Raw genomic sequence first — 20589 nt, 5'->3', positions numbered from 1 at the left:
CGAATAAATATTTATATTTGTTTTATTATTGATTTAAAAAATGTCCCGAATCAACAATTACATATGTGCTATTATAATGTTGTTGAGCTTTAGTGCTTCATCTCAATCCACTATTGATGAAGATGAAGAAACAATCCAAAACACAATCAATTTTAGAATTGATCAAGCACAACAAGATATAGACAAAAACGCCTATTATGAGGCTCGTGAAAAATATAACGAGGCACTACAACTTGCAATAAAAATAGACAATAAGAAAAGTATTGGTATTATTTATTCCAAAATTGGAAAGCTACAATACATTATTGAAGAGCCTGATGAAGCTATTAAATCTCTTATTAAGGCAAATGAAGTACAACGTTTTGCAAAAGACGATATCAATCTAGCTGAAACCTACAAAACATTAGGTAACGTTTACACAAGCAAAAAACAATACCAACAAGCTCTTGATTATTATAAGTCTTCAAAAACTCTTTTTGAACAAGAAGATTTAAATAATTTTGTTGCTGAAGTCTTATTAAATGAAGGTATTACATATATCCACTTAAAAGATTATGAAAATGCAAAGCAGCATTTATTAAAATCCATTACAGTAGCAAGAAGATATGATTTAGATAAAATTTTAAGCAGTGCTAAAATAAATTTAGGAACTTCATTATTTTATTTAAATGATGCCACTGGAGCTATCAATCAAGCAAATGAAGGTTTAGCCCTAGCCAAAAAAAACAAATTTAATAATGTAATAAATAATGGATATTTAGTTTTAAGTAATTTAAACCAAGAAACTGGTAATTATAAATTAGCAAACGAATATTTAAAGAAACATATTGCATTATCAGATTCGCTTATTGAGGTTAAAAGAAGTAATATGTCTCAAGAAAAGAGAATGCAATTACTTATTGAAAATCAAACAGAGTATCAAAAAGAACAACTTGCTAATCTAGAAGAACAAAAAGCTGCAAACAATTTAAATAAACTTACTACTATTTTAAGTATTGCACTTATTACTATTTTATCTTTATTAACCTTGTCTTTATATAAAAACAATAACATTAGGTTAAAGACAAATAATATGCTGCACAAAAAAAATGCAGAATTAATTGTTTCTAAAGAAAAAGCAGAGCTTGCTTCTAAAACAAAAGCTAATTTCTTGTCAACTGTTACACATGAGCTAAGAACTCCTCTATATGCAGTTACTGGATTAACAAACATGTTGTTAGAAGAAAACCCAAAACCAAATCAAATACAACATTTAAAATCGCTTAAGTTTTCAGGTGATTATTTATTGACTTTTATTAACGATATACTTCAAATTAATAAAATTGAAGCAAATAAAGTAGAGATAGAACCTGAAGCTTTTAGCCTTAAGAAGAAAATAACCAATATTATTGCAGCACTTAATAATTCTGCTACAGATAATAATATTAATATTCATCTGGAATATGACACTAATCTTCCTGAGAATTTCTTTGCAGACCAAATTAAAATCTCTCAGATTCTAATAAATTTAATTGGTAATGCAATAAAATTTACAAAAGATGGAGATATTTGGGTTAGAGCTTATCAAATTGCAAAAAATAATGATCAATTTACTGTTAGATTTGAAATAGAAGATAATGGAATTGGTATTAGTCAAGAAAAGCAAAATCAATTGTTTGAGAGTTTTTCACAAGGGTCTATTCAAATTAACAGAAAATATGGAGGTACTGGATTAGGTCTTTCTATTGTTAAAGGATTAATTCAAATTTTAAAAGGAACCATTTCTTTAGAAAGTGAGCTTGGTAAAGGTTCCAAATTTATTTTCGAATTACCTCTTAAATATGCTGAAAAAGTAGCAAAAGTTAAACAGGTTAATTATTTTAAAGATATTAATGAGATAGATTTAAAAGACATAAATATTCTAGTTGTTGAGGATAATAAAATCAATCAAATGATTACTAAGAAAATCCTTAATAAAATGAAATTAAATTGTGATGTCATAGACAATGGAGAAGATGCCGTTGAAATGGTTAAAAACAAAAAATACCATGTTGTTTTAATGGATATTCATATGCCTGGAATTAGCGGTCTTGAAGCCACTAGAATAATTAGAACATTCAATAAAGAAATAACCATTTTTGCTCTTACTGCTGTAACTCTAGAAGATAAAATGCATGAGTTTGATGAAGCTGGTTTTGACGATATTATCTCTAAACCTTTTAAACAAGAAGATTTTGAAAAGAAACTTTTTGAAGCATTAATTAAACAAGATTCTGAAACTGTTTAATTTTTTACATAATCTAAAACCAGATTATTAAACACCTCTGCTCTATCAATTGAAATTTCTATAGGTAAGTAATATAATTTGTTCTGTAATTTTCTTTCAGATTTTAAACGCATAAAATCTTTTTCTGTTGTTACTATGCATTCAAAATCAGATAAATCATCAACCTCCTTTTCAGTAAACACATGATGATCTTTAAAATTAAAGTGTTTAAATTCTAATCCTTTAGTTTTTAAATAATCTACTAAAGGGTTAGCATTGGCAATACCAGTAACCAAAGTAAAGTGTCTTAAAAGAGATACTTCTAACTCCTTGTCTATTGAAAACACCTTATTAGAATAGCTAATAGTACTAAAAAATACCAGTTGCTTATTAGTTGGTTTTAACTTTGAAACTATACGTTCCTTTTCTTGTTCTGTAATAGAAACTGGACATTTAGTTACAACAATTATATTAGCTCTTTTTGCTCCACTTCTTGGTTCTCTTAAATTTCCTGTAGGAAGCACCATATCAAAACAGTATAAATTATTATAGGTAGTAAGCAAGATATTAAATCCAGCTTTTACTTTTCTATGCTGAAAAGCATCATCTAATAATATAATTTCTGGTTTTACATTTAGATCTTTTAAACTTTCAATACCATGTTGTCTGTTTGCATCAACAGAAACTAATATATCTTGTCCAAATTTATTATAAAACTGAAAAGGTTCATCACCAATACTCTTTGCAGAATCCGAATTGTTAGCTAATTTAAATCCAGAACTTTCACGTTTATAACCTCTACTTAAAGTTGCCAGCGTAAAATCTGTTTTTAATAATCTAATTAAATATTCAATCATTGGAGATTTACCAGTTCCTCCAACACTTAAATTCCCAACACAAATTATTGGTAACTTATAAGATTTACTTTTTTTCCATCCAAAATCATACAATATATTTCTAGTCCAAGTTACTACAAAATAAATTGGAACTATAGGAAATAAGATGTAACGTAAGAATTTCATTAAAGCGAAATTAAAAATTTTATCTTTGTTTGAAACTTAATAACATAAAATTATGATTGTTCAAGATGTCATAGATCATATTGAAACTCTTTCTCCATTGGCTTACGCAGAAGATTTTGATAACGTTGGTCTTCTTGTTGGCGATAAAAATTCAAAATTAAAAGGCGTATTAGTAACTTTAGACACTTTAGAAAGTGTTGTTGATGAAGCTATTAAAGCTAAATGTAACCTGATTGTGAGTTTTCATCCAATTATTTTTAAAGGACTAAAAAAACTTACTGGTAAAACTTATGTAGAACGTGTTGTTATGAAAGCCTTAAAAAACGACATTGCCATTTATGCCATGCATACAGCATTAGACAACTCTTATCAAGGCGTTAACCACATGATTTGCGAAAAATTAGGTTTAATAAATAAAAGCATATTAATACCTCAACCTCAAACCATAAAAAAACTCATCACCTTTGTTCCTAAGGATGAAGCTGAAACACTTAGAAGTGCATTGTTTAAAGCAGGAGCTGGAAGCATTGGCAATTACAATAATTGCAGTTTTAACACAGAAGGTGTTGGCACATATAAAGGCAACGAAAATTCCAATCCAAAAAAAGGAAAGAAAGGAGAAACCCACTTTGAAAGTGAGACACAAATTTCAGTCACTTTTCCTAAACATTTAGAGTCTAAAATCCTTCAATCACTTTTTAAAACACATTCTTACGAAGAAGTGGCTTATGAAATAACAACACTAGAAAACAAAAACCAACATATTGGTATGGGAATGATTGGAGAGCTTGAAAATGACATGTCAGAAAAGGAGTTTCTTAATCTTTTAAAAACCAACATGAATACAGAATGTATTAGACATTCTAAACTGCTTCAAAATAACATTAAAAAAATTGCTGTTTTAGGAGGTTCAGGTAGTTTTGCTATTGCTGCTGCCAAAGCTGCAAATGCCGATGTTTTTATTACTTCAGATTTAAAGTATCACGACTTTTTTAGGGCTGAAAATCAGATTGTTTTGGCAGATATTGGACATTATGAAAGCGAACAATTCACAAAAAACCTTTTAGTTGCATATCTTACAAAAAAAATTACTAATTTTGCAATCGTTTTATCAAGGACAAACACCAATCCTGTTAAGTATTTTTAAACTATGGCAAAAAAGAAAGAAGCAACTGTAGAAGAGCGTTTAAGAGATTTATACGACTTACAACTTGTCGATTCTCGTATCGATGAAATTAGAAATGTTCGTGGAGAACTTCCTTTAGAGGTTCGTGATTTAGAAGATGAAGTTGCTGGATTAAGTACCAGATTAGAGAAACTTGAATCAAGTTTAGACTCTATAGACAATCAAATTGGCGACAAAAAGAATCTTATTGAAGAATCTAAAGCGTTAATTAAAAAATACAGCGAGCAACAAAAAAATGTTAGAAATAACAGAGAATACAACTCGATTACTAAAGAAATTGAATTTCAAGAATTAGAAATTGAATTAGCAGACAAACACATTAAAGAGTTTAAAGTTCAAATAGAACAGAAAAAAGTGGTTATTTCTGAAACTAAAGAACGTTTAAAGGCGCGTCAAACTCACTTAAAACACAAAAAGAGTGAACTTGATGCTATTCTAGCTGAAACAGAAAAAGAAGAAGCTGCTTTAATTAAAAAATCTGAAGATTATAAAGCTAATATTGAAGAACGTTTAATAAAAGCTTACACGAGAATTAGAACCAATGTAAAAAACGGTCTTGCTGTAGTAGCTATTGAAAGAGGTGCTTCTGGTGGTTCTTTCTTTACCATTCCACCACAAGTACAGATGGAGATTGCTTCTCGTAAAAAAATTATTACAGATGAGCATAGTGGACGTATTCTTGTTGATGCAGAATTAGCTGAAGAAGAAAAAGCTAAAATGGAAAAAATGTTTGCAAAACTATAAACCAAACAAACAATATATTTAAAAGCCTTCATAAAAATGAAGGCTTTTTTTTCATACTTTTTGATAGGAATTCAACCATCTTCCGACTTACCAAACAAAATTATTATAAGATGCCTTACCTAAAATCTATATTTTCTTCAATCATTATTATGTTACTATTTAGCTGTAACAACTTAGCTCAAGAAAACCCTAAGCAGCAATCCATAATAAATGCTAAACCAGTTGAAGTTCCAATACAAAATGGATTAGCAAAAGCCTATTTTGCTAGTGGTTGTTTTTGGTGTGTGGAAGCTGTTTATGAAAGTGTTATTGGTGTTGAGGAAGTAATTTCTGGTTATGCTGGAGGACATACCAAAAACCCAACATACGCATCAAGTAATACTGGAAAAACAGGACATGCAGAAGCCGTTGAAGTAATTTATAATCCAGATATAATTAATTTCTCTACTTTGGTAGATGTATATTTTGGTTCACAAAACCCAACTCAAGTAAATGGTCAAGGCCCAGACACAGGCTCACAATATCGCTCTATAATATTCTATCTAAACGAAGAACAAAAGCAGATTATAGAATCTAAAAAAGAGAATTTATCCAAAAAATTGAATGCAACTATTGCAGCCGAAGTGTATCCATTTCAAAAATTTTGGGTAGCTGAAGACTATCATCAAAACTATGAAAAACTCCACCCAGAAGATCCTTATGTCCAAAATGTATCTATTCCAAGGCTAAACAAGTTTAAATCTAAATTTCCGGAATTATTGAAGGATAATAAACACTAATATTTTATGGCCTTTAGATTTTAGTCGCTTTTATCTCAAAAATCAAAGGATAGAGTTTGTCTTTTGTTGTAAACATACCTGATGTATTTTCAATTAAATCTGGTAATACGTTATATGGACTTCCATCATATTCATTCAAATATTCAATATGCAATCCAGCTTCAGTTAAGGCATTAATCACCTCACTTAATCCATGATTCCAACCATACTCCTTACTTATCATTTTAGATTCTGTGTTGGCATAAGTGCCTTCATACTCTTCATAAATCACTCCGTCTTGCATGTAACCATATGTCATAATAGGTTTGTCATCTAAGTAATCGAACATCCAAACTATTGGATGAAATTCAACCATGTAAAAAATGCCACCTTTTTTTAATCTTTCTGCAATCATTTTTCCCCAAGGCTTTAAATCTGGCAACCAACCTATTACACCATAACTTGTAAAAACAATATCAAAAGTACTTTTAACATGCTTAGAAGTATCTAACACATTACAACATACAAACTCTGCATCAAGCTTTAATTCTTTATTCAATGCTTTAGCAAGTTTAATGCCTTCATCACTTAAATCTATACCAATACAATTTGCTCCTAACCTGCTCCAACTCAACGTGTCTTGCCCAAAATGACATTGTAAATGCAACAGGTTTTTCCCTTCAACATTCCCAAGAGCTTTTAACTCATAAGGCATCAAAGAAGATTTACCATTCTTAAAATCCTCAAGTTGATACATGTTACTCTTAGAATGAATTTTTACTTTCTCATTCCAAGTGGCTTTGTTGGTATTAAAATAAGAATCGTATTTGTTCATTGTTCTATGTTTTTAAAAACGAAGATATCATATCTAATTAAGACTCCTTATATTTATGGCTTTATGATTCTAATCCAACTACTTTGAAAAAAAACCTACTCCTTTTCATTTTCCTATTATCATTTTTTTTGTCATTATCTCAAAATTATTATAAAGTTGGAGATAAACTGATGACAGAAGACGAATACCATTCAGATTTAGAAATAGTAAAAAAAGAAAATGAACCAAATTATATAAGTGTTGAAATTTTTGAAGAAGTAAATAGAAATGATTCTATTATAAAAAATTTTAGATCAGTTATTAATAACAAAAATAGAGCAACTTCTTCAAATCTTTATTTAATGTTACTTAACAAACCGTTTCCTGATTTTAAATTTCAAGATTTAAACAATAATTGGTACGCTAAATCTCGTTTCTTAGGGAAACCAACGGTTGTTTGTTTTATACATCCTAAGTTTCAACCTTCCAGAAAAGAGATTAAAAAACTAAATGCTTTAAACAAAAATAATCAATACCATGTGGTAGCATTTATAGTTAATTCAGAAGCAAATAAATCATCATTCAATAAAATAGAATTCCCTATCTTAAAAGACACTGCTGATTGGTCAAAATCAAATCACTTTCATGTAGTACCTAGATACATGCTAATGAATGAAAATGGTGTAATAACTTACTTTTTTCCTGAATTCCCAGACTCTAAAACAACCTTTAGACCAATTAGAGAACAAACTAAAGAGATTTTCAATTTTTTATCAAACTAAAATGAAAACATCCAAAACACCTTTATTAGACGTATATATTATATAAATTTTCCGCTATATGCGTCTATATATATTCAAAGTGCTTCATCTAACAAGTTGGAGCACTTTTTCTTTAACCAGCAAAATTTTCTTTTACGTGAGTTCCATCACAAAAAGGCTTGTTATTGGATAAACCACATCTACAAAAAGCAGTTGTTTTATTTTTCACTTCTTGGTTACCATTTTTATGTGTTACATTTAAAGTTCCATAAATTAATAATGGCCCATTTTCCAAAACCTCAACTTTTGTTTCTAAAGTTTCAATAGTTTTATCTCCTTCAGCATTCATAAAATAACTCAAAGCACCAGAAGGACAGGCTTTAACTTGATCCACCAAATCTTCGGTTGAAGCTGCATCAATTTTAATCCAAGGTTTTTCCTTTGGTTTAAAAACATCACCTAATCCTTTGACACATATTCCTGAATGAATGCATGCATCTGGCTTCCAAACAATAGTCACTTCACCATTTGAATATTCCTTAGTTTTGCTCATACCATTTTGTTTTTAATAAAGATACAAAAAAAGGAGCTGTATAATATAAGTAGGTTTTAAGACTTCATTCCTAAACTTATAATTCTTATTTTTGTTGAAACAGAAAAACAACACACTTTGTCTAACTATAAATTAGGTCTTGAATTCGCAAAAGAACAAGATCAAAACGACCCTATATCTCAATACAGAGAGCAATTTCACATTCCAAAAGATAGAGCAGGAAATGATTGGTTATACTTTACTGGAAACTCTCTTGGATTACAACCTAAAAGTACTCAAAAATACATTCAACAAGAGTTAGATGATTGGGCAAATTTTGGTGTAGAAGGTCATTTTGAAGCCAAAAATCCTTGGATGCCATACCACGAATTCCTAACAGAATCTATGGCTAAAATTGTTGGTGCAAAACCTATAGAAGTGGTTACAATGAATACCTTAACAACCAATCTACATTTGTTAATGGTATCGTTCTACCAACCAACAAAAACGAAATATAAAATTGTTATTGAAAGTGATGCTTTTCCATCAGATAGATATGCTGTACAAACCCAATTAGAATTTCATGGTTTTGATGCTAATGAAGGTTTGATTGAATGGAAACCTAGACAAGGTGAAGAACTTTTAAATATAAAAGATTTAGAAACTATTCTTGAAGAACAAGGAGATGAAATTGCTTTGCTTTTAATTGGAGGCGTTAATTATTACACTGGACAATATTTAGATATCAAAAAAATTGCCAAATTAGGTCATGCTAAAAACTGCATGGTAGGAATAGATTTGGCACATGGAGCAGGAAACATCAAACCAGAACTTCATGATTCTGGAGTCGATTTTGCAGCTTGGTGTACCTACAAATACTTAAATTCTGGGCCAGGAAGTTTAGGAGGTTTATTTGTTCATGAAAAACATGCGCATAATAAAAAACTAAAACGTTTTGCAGGTTGGTGGAGTCATAATAAATCCACGAGATTTAATATGCGTCAACCCTTAGATGTCATTCCAGGAGCTGAAGGCTGGCAACTTAGCAATCCTCCAATTCTATCAATGGCAGCTATAAAAGCATCCTTAGATATGTTTAATGAAGTTGGCATGGATGCGCTTAGAGCAAAATCTGAAAAACTTACAGGATATTTTGAATACTTATTGAAAGAATTGAATAATGATAAAATAAAAATCATCACACCTTCAAACCCTAAAGAGAGAGGCTGTCAACTTTCTATTCAGGTAAAAGATGCTGATAAAAATTTACATAAAAAACTAACCGAAGCCCATATAATAACAGATTGGAGAGAACCAGATGTGATACGTTGTGCTCCAGTACCACTTTATAATACTTTTGAAGATGTGTATAGAATGGTTGAAAATTTAAAATCTATTTTAAGTGAATAAAAAGCAAAACATACTCATTATTGGAGCTGGTCTTTGTGGAAGCCTTCTTGCTTTGCGACTTGGACAAAGAGGTTATAATGTTACCGTTATGGAAATGCGTCCAGATTTACGAACTACTGATATTTCTGCTGGTCGATCCATAAATTTAGCCTTTTCAAATCGTGGTATCAAGGCCATGAAGTTAGTTGGACTTGAAGAGAAGGTAAAACCCTTATGTATTCCCATGAATGGACGAATGCTTCATGATATTGAAGGTAACACGGTTTTAGCTCCTTATAGTGGTCGTGAAAATGAATATATCAACTCTATTTCCAGAGGTCAATTAAACGCGTTATTATTAGATGAAGCTGAAAAACATGAAAATGTTAAAATATATTTTAACAGAAAATGCAAATCTGTTGATTTTGAAAAAACCACAGCTTTATTTAAAGATTACAACTCAAATAAAGAATTTATAGAAGATGCAGATGCCATTTTTGCAACTGATGGAGCAGGTTCTGCTATGCGACAAAGTTATTATTTAGGTAAAAAATTCTTATTTAGTTTTTCTCAAGATTATTTAACTCATGGTTATAAAGAATTAAGTATTCTTCCATCAGAAAATGGTGATTATAAAACTTATAAAAATGCACTTCACATTTGGGGGAGAGAAGCTTTTATGCTTATTGCATTACCTAATTTAGATGGCAGTTTTACTGTCACTTTATTTTTAAATTTCAATGAAGGAGAATATAATTTCAACAATTTAACAACTAAAGAAAGAGTTATAGAATTCTTTGAAAAATATTTTAAAGATGCTTTAGAATTGATGCCAAATCTTGTTGATGATTTCTTCGAAAATCCTACTTCTCCTCTTGGAACTGTTAAGTGTTCTCCTTGGCATTATAAAGGTAATACCCTTTTAATGGGAGATGCTGCACATGCAATTGTACCATTTTACGGACAAGGTATGAATGCTTCTTTTGAAGATGTTACGGAATTTGATAAAGTTTTAGACGAAAAGCACAAAGATTGGGAAACCGTTTTCAAGCAATATGAAGAGTCTCGTAAAAAAGACACTGATGCTATAGCCGATTTAGCAATCGATAATTTCCATGAAATGAAAGGACATGTCAACCATGCAAATTTCAGAGAGAAACGTAGCTTAGAAATGGCTTTTGAAAAAACCTTCCCATATGAGTATTCATCAAAATATTCATTAGTTACTTTTAACGAGAATATTGGTTATAGAGAAGCTATGTTAAGAGGTCGTGCTCAAGACAAAGCTATTTTAAATATGCTTGCTGATGGAGATATTTCAGATGTTAATAATCTGACAAATGAAGCATTAAAAAACACCTTAGAAAAAGTAAAAGCAGCAACCGAAGCCATTTTAGAAGATGACAAAATTGCTGGATTAAAATAAATATTATGAGTGAAAAAATAGTAACACCTAGAGGAGCTTATCCACACACAAAACGTGTAGGAGATTTTATATTTGTGTCTGGAACCAGTTCTAGAAGAGCAGATAATACCATTGCAGGAGTAGATATTATTGACGAAATGGGAACCAAACGACTAAATGTAGAAGTACAAACTCGTGAAGTAATCCTAAATATTGAAAAGAATTTAGCTAAAGAAGATGCTACATTAAAAGATGTTGTAGATGTAACTTCCTTTTTAGTGAATATGAATGATTTTGCTGGTTATAATAAAGCTTATGCAGAATTTTTTGATAAAGAAACTGGCCCAACCAGAACCACAGTTGCTGTACACCAATTGCCACATCCAGATTTAGTAGTTGAGATTAAAGTAATGGCTTATAAACCAATTTAAATCATGTTCAAATTTTTCCGACGCATCAGATTTAAAATGCTTCCTGAAAATAAATTCAGTAAGTATTTACTTTATGCCATTGGAGAAATAATTTTGGTAGTAATTGGAATTTTAATTGCACTTCAGATTAATAACTGGAATGAACAACGCAAAATTCAGAATACAGAAATTAGCACATTAAAAGAGTTAAAATCAGCTTTAGAAATATCTAAACAAAACTTAATAAGTCTTGTAAACAATAATAAAAGATGGCAATCTTACAATTTTAAAATTAAGGATTATTTAGAGAATAAAAAAGCTTATGATAAGTCCTTGGATATTTGTTTTGGCACTTATTACTGGACTGGAAAAGCTCAATTAACTACAGCAGCTTATGACCAATTAAAAAATGATGGTCTTGATCTTATTACAAATAATTCACTAAGAAAAGAATTGATTTATGTATTTGAAGATTTTTTTGGACAAATAAAAAATGAACATGAGCAATGGGAAAAGGATTATTTGGCAAACATTATATATCCAAATCATGTGAAGTTTTTCCAAAAATACTTTCCTTATTCAACTAATGAATTTTATGATGAATATGCTAAACCTATTAATTATAATGCACTACTAGATGATGCTGAATTTCTAAATATTATCAGTGAAAATATTTCTTTAAGAAATTATAGTATGTTATTTAAAGAACAACTAATAGTAAAAATTGACAGCTTGAATAATCGTATTGATAAAGAAATCAAAAGATTAGATGATTAATTTCTTTTGTCAAATATGGAATTCACTATTCAAAGAAAATAAAAATATAAAAATACTATAAATTTACTAAATGAACATCCAAAACTTCATAAACGGCAACTTTCATAATCCTGTTCAAGATAATTGGATAGACAACTATTGTCCAGCCAATGGTGAAATCTACGGACAAATTCCAAACTCTTCAAAAGACGATGTTGAAAATGCCTACCTAGCAGCAAAATCAGCATTCCCTAGTTGGTCACAAACTACATTAGATGAACGTAGTAGAATTCTAATTAAGATTTCAGAATTACTTGAAACCAATTTGCAACGTTTTGCAGAAGCCGAAAGTAAAGACAATGGCAAACCCATTTCTTTAGCTAAATCTGTTGATATTCCTCGAGCAGCTAATAACTTCCGTTTCTTCGGAAATGCCATTACACAATTTGCTAGTGAAAGCCATGAAAGTGTTGGACAAGATGCTGTTAATTATACGTTACGTCAACCTTTAGGTGTTGTTGGTTGTATTTCACCATGGAATTTACCACTCTATTTATTTACCTGGAAAATTGCTCCTGCATTAGCTGCTGGTAATTGTGTGGTTGCCAAACCTAGCGAAGTCACACCCATGACTGCCTATTTATTAGGTGAGATATGCAACGAAGCTGGACTACCAAAAGGGGTTTTAAATATTGTTCATGGCTTAGGAACCTCAACAGGACAAGCCATTATCGAACATCCAGACATTAAAGCTATTTCATTTACAGGAGGAACTGCCACAGGAGCTCATATTGCTAAAGTTGCAGCTCCAATGTTTAAGAAATTATCGTTGGAATTGGGAGGAAAAAACCCAAACATCATTTTTTCAGATTGTGATTATGAGGTAATGTTAGAAACTACTGTTAGATCATCCTTTGCCAATCAAGGACAAATTTGTTTATGTGGTAGCAGAATTTTTGTGGAACAATCAATATACGATAAATTCAAAGCAGATTTTGTTAATAAAATTAAAGACTTAAAAGTAGGTCATCCATCTGAATCATCTACTAATATTGGGGCATTGGTTTCCAAACCTCATCTAGAAAAAGTGATGGATTATATAAACATTGCAAAAAAAGAAAACGGAAAAATTCTTTGTGGTGGAAATAAAGTTACAATTGAAGGATTTGAAAACGGTTATTATTTAGAACCTACTGTTATAGAAGTTCCAAACGATGAATGTCGTGTCAACCAAGAAGAAATTTTTGGACCAGTAGTTACCATCATGCCATTTAATCGTGAAGACGAAGTTCTTCAAATGGCAAACAAAGTAAAATATGGTTTATCAGCAACACTTTGGACTAACGACCTTAAACGAACTATGAGAATGAGCAATCAATTACAAGCTGGAATTGTTTGGGTAAATACTTGGATGATGCGTGATTTACGTACGCCATTTGGAGGTATTAAAGCTTCAGGAGTTGGCAGAGAAGGTGGTTTTGAAGCCTTACGCTTTTTTACTGAAGCAAAGAATGTTTGTATAAAATATTAAAGATGGGAATTGGCAGAAGAGAATTTACAAAATTAATTGGTTTAGCACTAACAGGTGTAATAATCGATCCTCTTCAAGCAGTCGTGACATATAATGAATATTATATAAATAAAAAATTAGGGATCATGTTTACCATTCCTAAATCATGGGGTTTTGTTAAAATTAAAGATTTTGGTAAAATAAAAGACGAACAAATACTTGATAGTTTTTATGAATCGATAAAGAATGAGGTTTATGAAGATTTAGGAAATCCAATTTGTATTGTTACAAAATATTATGAAGACCTTCCCGAACATGATGGCTTGTTTTCTCCTTCTATAATTCTTAAAATGACACCTAAATCAGAGTTTGATAGTTATGGCCATAAGAATTTTGAAGAATTAATTAAAATGTCTAGAAAAAATGATAACTCTGTTTTAAAAGATTATAAAATTGTTAATATTTATGACCCCTATACATTAAATAATTGTCAGTTTTTTGAAGATGACTCAGAATATTTATTTGAACATAAAGAACTCGAAAAATCAATAAAAGTAGAACAAAAGAGCATTAAATTTGAACATCAAAATTTATATTATCAGTTTAGTTGTCATCAATCTTTAGAAATGAACGAAAAAGCAGATATTGAATTTGAAGCCTTTAAAAAAAGCATAAAATTAATATGAATCTATATCTAAACAACAAATACGCATTAGTTTGTGGTAGCACAGCTGGAATAGGAAAAGCAACAGCCATGTCTTTGGCTTCTGAAGGTGTAACAGTGACCTTAATTGCAAGAAATGAAGATAAATTAAAAGCTGTTTTAGACGAATTACCTCAACAAAGAAATCACGATTATATTGTAGCAGATTTTTCAAAACCTGATGAATTAAAAACTAAGATTTCAGAATATATTTCTAAAAATCATGGTTTTCATATTTTGGTAAATAATACTGGTGGACCAAAAGGTGGACCCGTTTTTTCAGCAGAATTAAATGAATTTGAAAATGCGTTTACACAACATTTAAAATGTAATCACGTATTAGCTCAAGCAGTTGTTCCTTTTATGAAAGAAACTGGTTATGGACGTATTATCAATATTATTTCAACCTCTGTTAAACAGCCTCTAGATGGTTTAGGTGTGAGTAATACTATTCGTGGTGCTGTAGCAAATTGGAGTAAAACTTTAGCCAATGAACTTGGTCATTTTGGCATTACTGTAAACAATGTTCTTCCAGGAGCTACAGGAACAGAACGCTTAACAGAAATTATTAAAAACAAATCTACTAAGACAGGAAACACAGAAGAAGAAGCTGCCAATGCTATGAAAAATGCAGTTCCTGCCAAGCGTTTTGCTAAACCTGAAGAATTAGCAGACGCTATTACCTTTTTAGCGAGTGAACGTGCTAGCTATATAAATGGAATTAATCTTCCTGTTGATGGTGGAAGAACAAAAAGTTTGTAACTTTATATTTTTAATAAATTAACAACACAAAATCATGAGCAAATTAGTATCACCCTTAAATTTCAAAGCTTGGATTGAAGAAAACAGACATCTTTTAAAACCACCTGTTGGCAATAAAGTTGTTTGGAAAGATGGCGATTTTATTGTCATGGTTGTTGGTGGCCCAAATAGTAGAAAAGATTATCACTATAACGAAACACCTGAATTTTTCTATCAAATAGAAGGAGATATGGTTTTAAAAGTGATTGATGAAGGCAAGCCAAGAGACATTCATATTAAAGAAGGAGATATATTTATTCTTCCTCCAAAAGTACCACACTCACCACAACGTGGAGCAAACACTGTTGGTTTAGTAATAGAATATCCTCGAGATAAAGGCGTTCAAGATGCTTTACTTTGGTTCTGCGAAAATTGTACAACTAAATTATATGAAGAAGACTTTACCTTAGATAATATTGAAACCGATATGCCAGGCATATTTGACAAATATTATGGAGATAAAGAAAAACGAACCTGTCCAAACTGTGGAGAAGTCATGCAACCACCTAAAAAAGTTCAAATAGAAGATTAATTTATGAAACCTAAACTTCGAATTAACGGCCATTCTCATTTACTTCCATATCCTGAAGAAATCCCTCAGTTTATGAAAGACAAAGGGATTTTTTGGGTTGATAAAGACAGAAAATTTATGCTTCAAAAAGATTGGAGTCGTCCAGTAACGGATTCCAGTTTCTTTTTAGATGAAAAACTAGCTTGGATGGAACGTTTTAAAATTGATCATGCTGTAGTTTTAAACTTGTCCCAATTATATGGAAATGGATTGCGTGTCGAGGAAATGAAACAAGCATTACGTTTTCAAAACGATTTCAATGCAAAAATCCAATGCGAAAACCCAAGTAAATTCACTTGTGGATTTGTGGTGCATCCTGGATTTGTTCGTGGTGCTTGTTGGGAAATAGAACGTTGTGTGGAAGAATTAGGCATGCAGTTGCTTTGTCTACCAACCCATTACATGGACACTATTGGTACTTGGCGTTGTATTTTTGATGAAGAAAATGAGCCCATTTTCGAATTAGCGAATAAATATAATTTAGCAGTAGAAATACATCCATACGATGGTGAAAAATTTATCAAACTAGAAAACACATCTTGGCGTTTTCATTTGATCTGGATGCTAGCACAATGTGCTGATGCTTATCATTTCTTAACATTAAACGGTTATCAAGATAAATATCCAAACATGCGTACCTGTTTTGCACATGGAGGACAATTGGCACAAATAAATTTAGGTAGACGTATTCAAGGTTTTGATGGCAGACCAGATTTATTTGAAGGGAAGAGCCATCCAAGAAAAGCTGTAGGACATAAAAATATCTTCTTTGACACCTTAGTTCACGATACTGGAGGTTTACAACTATTAATCAAAAATCAAGGCTCAAAACAGGTTATTATGGGATTAGATGACCCATATCCTTTAGGTGAAATGGAGAGTGCTAAACAATCCTCCTACCCTGGAAAGATATTAGATTTAGCCATAGAACGTAGTATTATTACTGAAGAAGAAAGAGATGCCATTTGGGAAGACAATGTCATTAAATGGTTGTGTGGAGATGATGAAGTTGCAAAACAAAAATTAGTTAACCGAATTTTAGGATAATGCATTTTCTTTCTGAAGATTTAGACGATTATATAGTTCAACATTCGGAGGACGAACCGATATTATTACAAGAACTCCACAGAGAAACATATCAAAAAATATTACAGCCTAGAATGTTAAGTGGAAACTATCAAGGTCGTGTGCTGAGTATTATTTCGAAGTTAATCAACCCTAAATGCATTCTTGAAATTGGCACTTATACAGGCTATTCTGCTTTATGTTTAGCTGAAGGGCTTCGTGAAAATGGAACCCTACATACTATTGATGTAAATGAAGAATTAGTAGATTTTCAGCGAAAGTATTTTGATAAATCACCATATGGTAATCAAATTCATCAGCATTTAGGAAATGCATTAGAAATTATCCCTCAGATAGAAGATACATTTGATATTGTATTTATAGATGCAGATAAAGAAAACTATGCTAAATATTTTCAACTAGTTATAGATAAATTAAATCCTGGAGGCATCATCTTATCTGATAACGTTTTATGGAGTGGAAAGATTTTAGATACTACATTCAAAAAAGAAGACACCTCTACACCTGCTCTTATTGCTTACAATAAATTGTTAAAAGAAGATTCGAGAATTGATACGGTTATATTACCTATAAGAGATGGATTAACTATTAGTAGAAAGAAATAAATTTAATTTAATGCACCCAAATCAAATGATAAGAACTTTTCAACTTCTAATATTTTTTATCACTCTTTTGAGTTTCAGTAATGCAAAAAGTCAAACAAATGAAAAATTATCTGAAGAACATTTAAAATTCGTCATAGAAAACTATCAATGGAATTCTGAAGATGTAATGATTATAAATTTTAGACAGCCTAAAAGTAGTTGCCATTACGATAATTATGAAAACTTGAAACAATCTTCAGATTGGTGGACTGAGTTTTATTCTGAAATGGATCTCGAAAATATTCATAATATATTCGTGTATTCAGATAGTAATAAAGCTAAAGCAGTTATTGATTCTAAAAATTATTTTTCAGATATAAATAACTTTTTTCTTGAGAATTTTTTTGTTAAAAATCGATCCTGCTTTGGGATTCTGGTAATTAATAAAGATGGAGATTTTAAGAAAAAAAGTGGAGAATATACTCAAGAAGATATTATTGAGTTAGTAAAAAATCTTAAATAAAAATATAATTATCTTAAAACGAAGAGATTCCTGCCTTCTAAGGAATTTTTACATCTTCCTCCTTACAGAACCTGTAAAATCTTCTAAATCGTCTTTTACTTTATTGAGTTCGTCTTGCACATCTTTAGTGATACTAGTATCTATGCCATTCTTTTCAGCACTTTTGGTGATTTCCGTTTTAATATCATTTGAAGCATCTTTAAGCATACGCATCCCTTTCCCTAAGCCTTTGGCAATTTCAGGGATTTTGTCTGCACCAAAAACCATAACTACTATAAATAGTATAAACATGATTTCGGTTGTACCTATAAATAAAAGAATGCTTGCTTGTATCACGATGCAAATATAGTGAGTTGATTGATGAGAATAAAAAAAGCCGACTTATTTTTATAGTCGGCTTTTAAATATTTAACGTTTTGTGTTAATCTTTTACTTCATTTTTAAACTTATCGAAATCACTTTGTTTTACTTCTTTAGGCCAAGAATTGTTAGATGTATCCACATCTGCAGTTTCTAATTTAGGGTCTACAGTTATCGAAACTAATTCTTTATCTGAAGCTAATGATTTACTTACTTCTTTATCGTTTAATCTCCAAATTTGAGCTGGATACGTTTCTGTTTTAGTAGTACCATCAGCAAATGTATATTCCACAATAATTGGCATTACTAGTCCTCCTGGCTTATCGAAAGTAATGCTATAAAAGTATTTAGGCTCTTTTAAGTTTTTACGTTCTTCTTCTGTAAAATTATCCATAACATATTCGTTTACAGATGGAGAGTTTTCTAATAAAGTACCATTTTTCATTTCTTCATTATACTCTTCACTTCCTTCTTCAACCATATATACTAAAGGTGGTAAATCTGACAGTTCCATACCATAACGTTTTGCCATCATTCTAGCATATTCGTTAGGTTCTGAAGATACATAGTATTTTTTAACATCTTTAACTCCTATATCAACATAATCTGTAGTGTAAAACCAACCTCTCCAGAACCAATCTAAATCGAATGCAGAGGCATCTTCCATAGTTCTAAAGAAATCTTCTGGTGTTGGGTGTTTAAACATCCAACGGTTAGAGTATTCTTTAAATGCATAATCAAATAACTCTCGTCCCATAACTGTTTCACGTAATATATTAAGTGCAGTTCCTGGTTTTCCGTAAGCATTGTTACCAAACTGATAAGTATTTAATCCTTTTGTCATAATTGGAGCAATAAAATCTTGATCTCCTCCCATGTAAGGAACTATATTAGCTGCTGGTCCACGACTTGATGGATATTTATCATGCCCTGGAGATAAAGCTGTTGGATGCCACTCAGCAAAATCCTGCTCAGCTACATATTGTACAAAGGTATTTAAACCTTCATCCATCCAAGTCCATTGACGTTCATCACTATTTACAATCATTGGAAAATAGTTGTGTCCTACTTCATGAATAATAACACTTATCATTCCATATTTAGTTCTATCGCTATAGTTTCCATTTTCATCTGGACGACCATAGTTCCAGCAAATCATTGGATATTCCATCCCTTGATTTTTAGCGTGAACCGAAATTGCTTTATGATAAGGGTAATCGAATGTCATTCTTGAATACGACTTTAAAGTAGCTGCAACTGCATATGTTGACCATTCCTCCCAAAGAGGGTTTCCTTCTTTTGGGTACATAGAAACAGCCATGACATCTTTGTTTCCAATTTTAACTGACATCATATCCCAAATAAATTTTCTTGATGTTGCAAAACCAAAATCACGTACATTTTCGGCATGTAATTTCCATGTTTTAGTTTCATTAGAAAATCCTTTTTCAGCAGCTTCTGCTTCTGCTTGAGACACAATGATTACAGGTTTATCATAAGATTTTTTAGCTTGTTCGTAACGATCCATCATCTCTTTAGAGAAGACTTCTTTTCTGTTTATTAACTTTCCTGTTCCATCAAGAATATGATCGGCAGGTACTGTAATATTTACTTCAAAGTTTCCAAAAGGAAGTGCGAATTCGTCACGTCCCCAAAACTGAGAGTTTTGCCATCCTTCAACATCGTTATAAACTGCCATTCTTGGGTAGAATTGAGCAATTACATAAGCTCTGTTTCCATCTTCAGGAAAATATTCGTAACCAGAACGACCTCTTCCATTGACGTGATCATTAATATTATACCACCATTTGATACTAAATGAGAACTTTTCGCCAGTGTTTAAAACTTTAGGCAATTCAACTCGCATCATAGTTTGATTAATCATATGAGGTAATGCATTTCCATTAACATCTTTTACTTCTTGAATGTTAAAGCCTCCATCAAAACCATCTGTCATATACGTAGTAGCAAAGGTTGAAGCTTGTTGAGCTGGTGCTACTCCACTACCTTCAATTAAAGGAGTAAGGGAGTTTTTTGCTCTCATATTTTGATCTAATTGTACCCAAAGGTATTTTAATGGGTCTGGAGAATTATTAGTATATGTAATGGTTTCAAAACCAGATATTTTTGCATTTTTATCATCTAAAACAATATCCATTTTATAATCTGCTTGTTGCTGATAGTAAGCTGGTCCTGGCGCTCCAGAAGCTGTTCTAAACATATTTGGCGTTGAAAACTCATCATACAATTGTTTAAATTTGTTGTTGTTAGTATGACCTGGTTTTCTAGTTGGTTGTTCTTGTTCTTGAGCAAAAGAATTAGCTGAAATGAACAAAACAGAAAGAATAAAATACTTTAGTGTTTTCATTGGTAAAATTTAGTTACAAAAAATTGAGGTGAAAAATAACAATATTTTTTTAGGTATTAAT

At 31.1% G+C, this 20589-nt stretch carries 21 protein-coding genes; 16 read left to right on the top strand and 5 right to left on the bottom strand.

All coding sequences use genetic code 11. The features are described from left to right. The first annotated feature begins 40 nt into the window (after positions 1-40). Positions 41-2266 (top strand): ATP-binding protein, encoded by a 2226-nt coding sequence (locus FVF61_RS11335; protein WP_199757301.1) that lies wholly within the window; start codon positions 41-43, stop codon positions 2264-2266. Here FVF61_RS11335 and lpxK read toward each other — a convergent pair. Next, positions 2263-3267, bottom strand: coding sequence for a tetraacyldisaccharide 4'-kinase (gene lpxK / locus FVF61_RS11330; protein ID WP_148456486.1), 1005 nt, complete (start codon positions 3265-3267; stop codon positions 2263-2265). The genes FVF61_RS11335 and lpxK overlap by 4 nt on opposite strands. Before the next feature lie 52 nt (positions 3268-3319). Between lpxK and FVF61_RS11325 the strand changes: the two genes are divergently transcribed. The 3 genes from FVF61_RS11325 (at position 3320) to msrA (ending at position 5976) form a co-directional block, all read left to right on the top strand. Beyond that, positions 3320-4414: a Nif3-like dinuclear metal center hexameric protein gene (locus FVF61_RS11325; RefSeq protein WP_148456485.1), complete on the top strand. Its 1095-nt coding sequence runs from the start codon at positions 3320-3322 to the stop codon at positions 4412-4414. Between the two features lie 3 nt (positions 4415-4417). Further along, a complete protein-coding gene (locus FVF61_RS11320) occupies positions 4418-5197 on the top strand; it encodes a zinc ribbon domain-containing protein (RefSeq protein ID WP_148456483.1) in 780 nt (259 codons plus the stop codon). A 110-nt stretch (positions 5198-5307) separates the two neighbouring features. After that, a complete protein-coding gene (gene msrA, locus FVF61_RS11315; protein WP_148456481.1) occupies positions 5308-5976 on the top strand; it encodes a peptide-methionine (S)-S-oxide reductase MsrA in 669 nt (222 codons plus the stop codon). Positions 5977-5989: 13 nt separating this feature from the next. Here msrA and FVF61_RS11310 read toward each other — a convergent pair whose 3' ends face one another. After that, a complete protein-coding gene (locus FVF61_RS11310) occupies positions 5990-6790 on the bottom strand; it encodes a class I SAM-dependent methyltransferase (protein ID WP_148456479.1) in 801 nt (266 codons plus the stop codon). A gap of 170 nt (positions 6791-6960) precedes the next feature. Here FVF61_RS11310 and FVF61_RS11305 point away from each other — a divergent pair, with 170 nt between their 5' ends. After that, complete coding sequence (locus FVF61_RS11305) at positions 6961-7551, top strand: TlpA family protein disulfide reductase (protein ID WP_158635209.1); 591 nt, start codon at positions 6961-6963, stop codon at positions 7549-7551. 112 nt (positions 7552-7663) lie between these two features. Here FVF61_RS11305 and FVF61_RS11300 read toward each other — a convergent pair whose 3' ends face one another. Continuing rightward, positions 7664-8083 (bottom strand): (4Fe-4S)-binding protein, encoded by a 420-nt coding sequence (locus FVF61_RS11300; protein WP_148456475.1) that lies wholly within the window; start codon positions 8081-8083, stop codon positions 7664-7666. A gap of 117 nt (positions 8084-8200) precedes the next feature. On the opposite strand from FVF61_RS11300, the gene kynU reads away from it, so the two are divergent. From kynU to FVF61_RS11245, 11 genes are all read left to right on the top strand, one after another. Continuing rightward, positions 8201-9472, top strand: a complete 1272-nt coding sequence (kynU, locus tag FVF61_RS11295) for a kynureninase (RefSeq protein WP_148456473.1) — start codon at positions 8201-8203, stop codon at positions 9470-9472. Continuing rightward, complete coding sequence (locus FVF61_RS11290; RefSeq protein WP_148456471.1) at positions 9465-10877, top strand: FAD-dependent oxidoreductase; 1413 nt, start codon at positions 9465-9467, stop codon at positions 10875-10877. Before kynU ends, FVF61_RS11290 begins: the two co-directional genes overlap by 8 nt. Before the next feature lie 5 nt (positions 10878-10882). Next, entirely contained in the window at positions 10883-11287 is a 405-nt protein-coding gene (locus FVF61_RS11285) for a RidA family protein (protein WP_148456469.1), read from the top strand. Positions 11288-11290: 3 nt separating this feature from the next. Then, positions 11291-12043, top strand: coding sequence for a DUF6090 family protein (locus tag FVF61_RS11280; protein ID WP_148456467.1), 753 nt, complete (start codon positions 11291-11293; stop codon positions 12041-12043). A gap of 70 nt (positions 12044-12113) precedes the next feature. Next, positions 12114-13553 carry an aldehyde dehydrogenase gene (locus FVF61_RS11275; protein WP_148456465.1) on the top strand — a complete coding sequence of 480 codons (1440 nt, stop codon included), beginning with the start codon at positions 12114-12116 and terminating at the stop codon, positions 13551-13553. Between the two features lie 2 nt (positions 13554-13555). Beyond that, the gene (locus FVF61_RS11270) at positions 13556-14218 is read left to right on the top strand and encodes a hypothetical protein (RefSeq protein ID WP_148456463.1); all 663 of its coding nucleotides are present in this window, start codon (positions 13556-13558) and stop codon (positions 14216-14218) included. After that, entirely contained in the window at positions 14215-14997 is a 783-nt protein-coding gene (locus FVF61_RS11265; protein WP_148456462.1) for an SDR family oxidoreductase, read from the top strand. Before FVF61_RS11270 ends, FVF61_RS11265 begins: the two co-directional genes overlap by 4 nt. 34 nt (positions 14998-15031) lie before the next feature. Further along, on the top strand, positions 15032-15568 hold the full coding sequence (locus tag FVF61_RS11260) for a 3-hydroxyanthranilate 3,4-dioxygenase (protein WP_148456460.1): 537 nt from the start codon (positions 15032-15034) through the stop codon (positions 15566-15568). Positions 15569-15571: 3 nt separating this feature from the next. Further along, positions 15572-16654 carry an amidohydrolase family protein gene (locus FVF61_RS11255; protein ID WP_148456458.1) on the top strand — a complete coding sequence of 361 codons (1083 nt, stop codon included), beginning with the start codon at positions 15572-15574 and terminating at the stop codon, positions 16652-16654. Continuing rightward, entirely contained in the window at positions 16654-17298 is a 645-nt protein-coding gene (locus FVF61_RS11250) for an O-methyltransferase (protein ID WP_148456456.1), read from the top strand. Before FVF61_RS11255 ends, FVF61_RS11250 begins: the two co-directional genes overlap by 1 nt. Before the next feature lie 25 nt (positions 17299-17323). Then, positions 17324-17800, top strand: coding sequence for a hypothetical protein (locus tag FVF61_RS11245; protein WP_148456454.1), 477 nt, complete (start codon positions 17324-17326; stop codon positions 17798-17800). A 48-nt stretch (positions 17801-17848) separates the two neighbouring features. On the opposite strand, the gene FVF61_RS11240 is transcribed toward FVF61_RS11245, so the two are convergent. After that, on the bottom strand, positions 17849-18133 hold the full coding sequence (locus FVF61_RS11240) for a Sec-independent protein translocase subunit TatA/TatB (RefSeq protein WP_394348927.1): 285 nt from the start codon (positions 18131-18133) through the stop codon (positions 17849-17851). A gap of 88 nt (positions 18134-18221) precedes the next feature. Continuing rightward, a complete protein-coding gene (locus FVF61_RS11235) occupies positions 18222-20528 on the bottom strand; it encodes a M1 family metallopeptidase (RefSeq protein ID WP_148456450.1) in 2307 nt (768 codons plus the stop codon). Between the last annotated feature and the right edge of the window lie 61 nt (positions 20529-20589).

It is taken from the genome of Xanthomarina maritima, from assembly GCF_008084905.1.
GTDB lineage: Bacteria > Bacteroidota > Bacteroidia > Flavobacteriales > Flavobacteriaceae > Xanthomarina > Xanthomarina maritima.
This window is presented reverse-complemented; position numbering and strand designations above follow the sequence as displayed.

Coding starts and splice junctions, on each gene's coding strand:
- FVF61_RS11335 (WP_199757301.1), top strand. CDS start 41: ATGTCCCGAATCAACAATTACATATGTGCTATTATAATGTTGTTGAGC.
- lpxK (WP_148456486.1), bottom strand. CDS start 3,267: ATGAAATTCTTACGTTACATCTTATTTCCTATAGTTCCAATTTATTTT.
- FVF61_RS11325 (WP_148456485.1), top strand. CDS start 3,320: ATGATTGTTCAAGATGTCATAGATCATATTGAAACTCTTTCTCCATTG.
- FVF61_RS11320 (WP_148456483.1), top strand. CDS start 4,418: ATGGCAAAAAAGAAAGAAGCAACTGTAGAAGAGCGTTTAAGAGATTTA.
- msrA (WP_148456481.1), top strand. CDS start 5,308: ATGCCTTACCTAAAATCTATATTTTCTTCAATCATTATTATGTTACTA.
- FVF61_RS11310 (WP_148456479.1), bottom strand. CDS start 6,790: ATGAACAAATACGATTCTTATTTTAATACCAACAAAGCCACTTGGAAT.
- FVF61_RS11305 (WP_158635209.1), top strand. CDS start 6,961: ATGACAGAAGACGAATACCATTCAGATTTAGAAATAGTAAAAAAAGAA.
- FVF61_RS11300 (WP_148456475.1), bottom strand. CDS start 8,083: ATGAGCAAAACTAAGGAATATTCAAATGGTGAAGTGACTATTGTTTGG.
- FVF61_RS11285 (WP_148456469.1), top strand. CDS start 10,883: ATGAGTGAAAAAATAGTAACACCTAGAGGAGCTTATCCACACACAAAA.
- FVF61_RS11280 (WP_148456467.1), top strand. CDS start 11,291: ATGTTCAAATTTTTCCGACGCATCAGATTTAAAATGCTTCCTGAAAAT.
- FVF61_RS11275 (WP_148456465.1), top strand. CDS start 12,114: ATGAACATCCAAAACTTCATAAACGGCAACTTTCATAATCCTGTTCAA.
- FVF61_RS11270 (WP_148456463.1), top strand. CDS start 13,556: ATGGGAATTGGCAGAAGAGAATTTACAAAATTAATTGGTTTAGCACTA.
- FVF61_RS11265 (WP_148456462.1), top strand. CDS start 14,215: ATGAATCTATATCTAAACAACAAATACGCATTAGTTTGTGGTAGCACA.
- FVF61_RS11260 (WP_148456460.1), top strand. CDS start 15,032: ATGAGCAAATTAGTATCACCCTTAAATTTCAAAGCTTGGATTGAAGAA.
- FVF61_RS11255 (WP_148456458.1), top strand. CDS start 15,572: ATGAAACCTAAACTTCGAATTAACGGCCATTCTCATTTACTTCCATAT.
- FVF61_RS11250 (WP_148456456.1), top strand. CDS start 16,654: ATGCATTTTCTTTCTGAAGATTTAGACGATTATATAGTTCAACATTCG.
- FVF61_RS11245 (WP_148456454.1), top strand. CDS start 17,324: ATGATAAGAACTTTTCAACTTCTAATATTTTTTATCACTCTTTTGAGT.
- FVF61_RS11235 (WP_148456450.1), bottom strand. CDS start 20,528: ATGAAAACACTAAAGTATTTTATTCTTTCTGTTTTGTTCATTTCAGCT.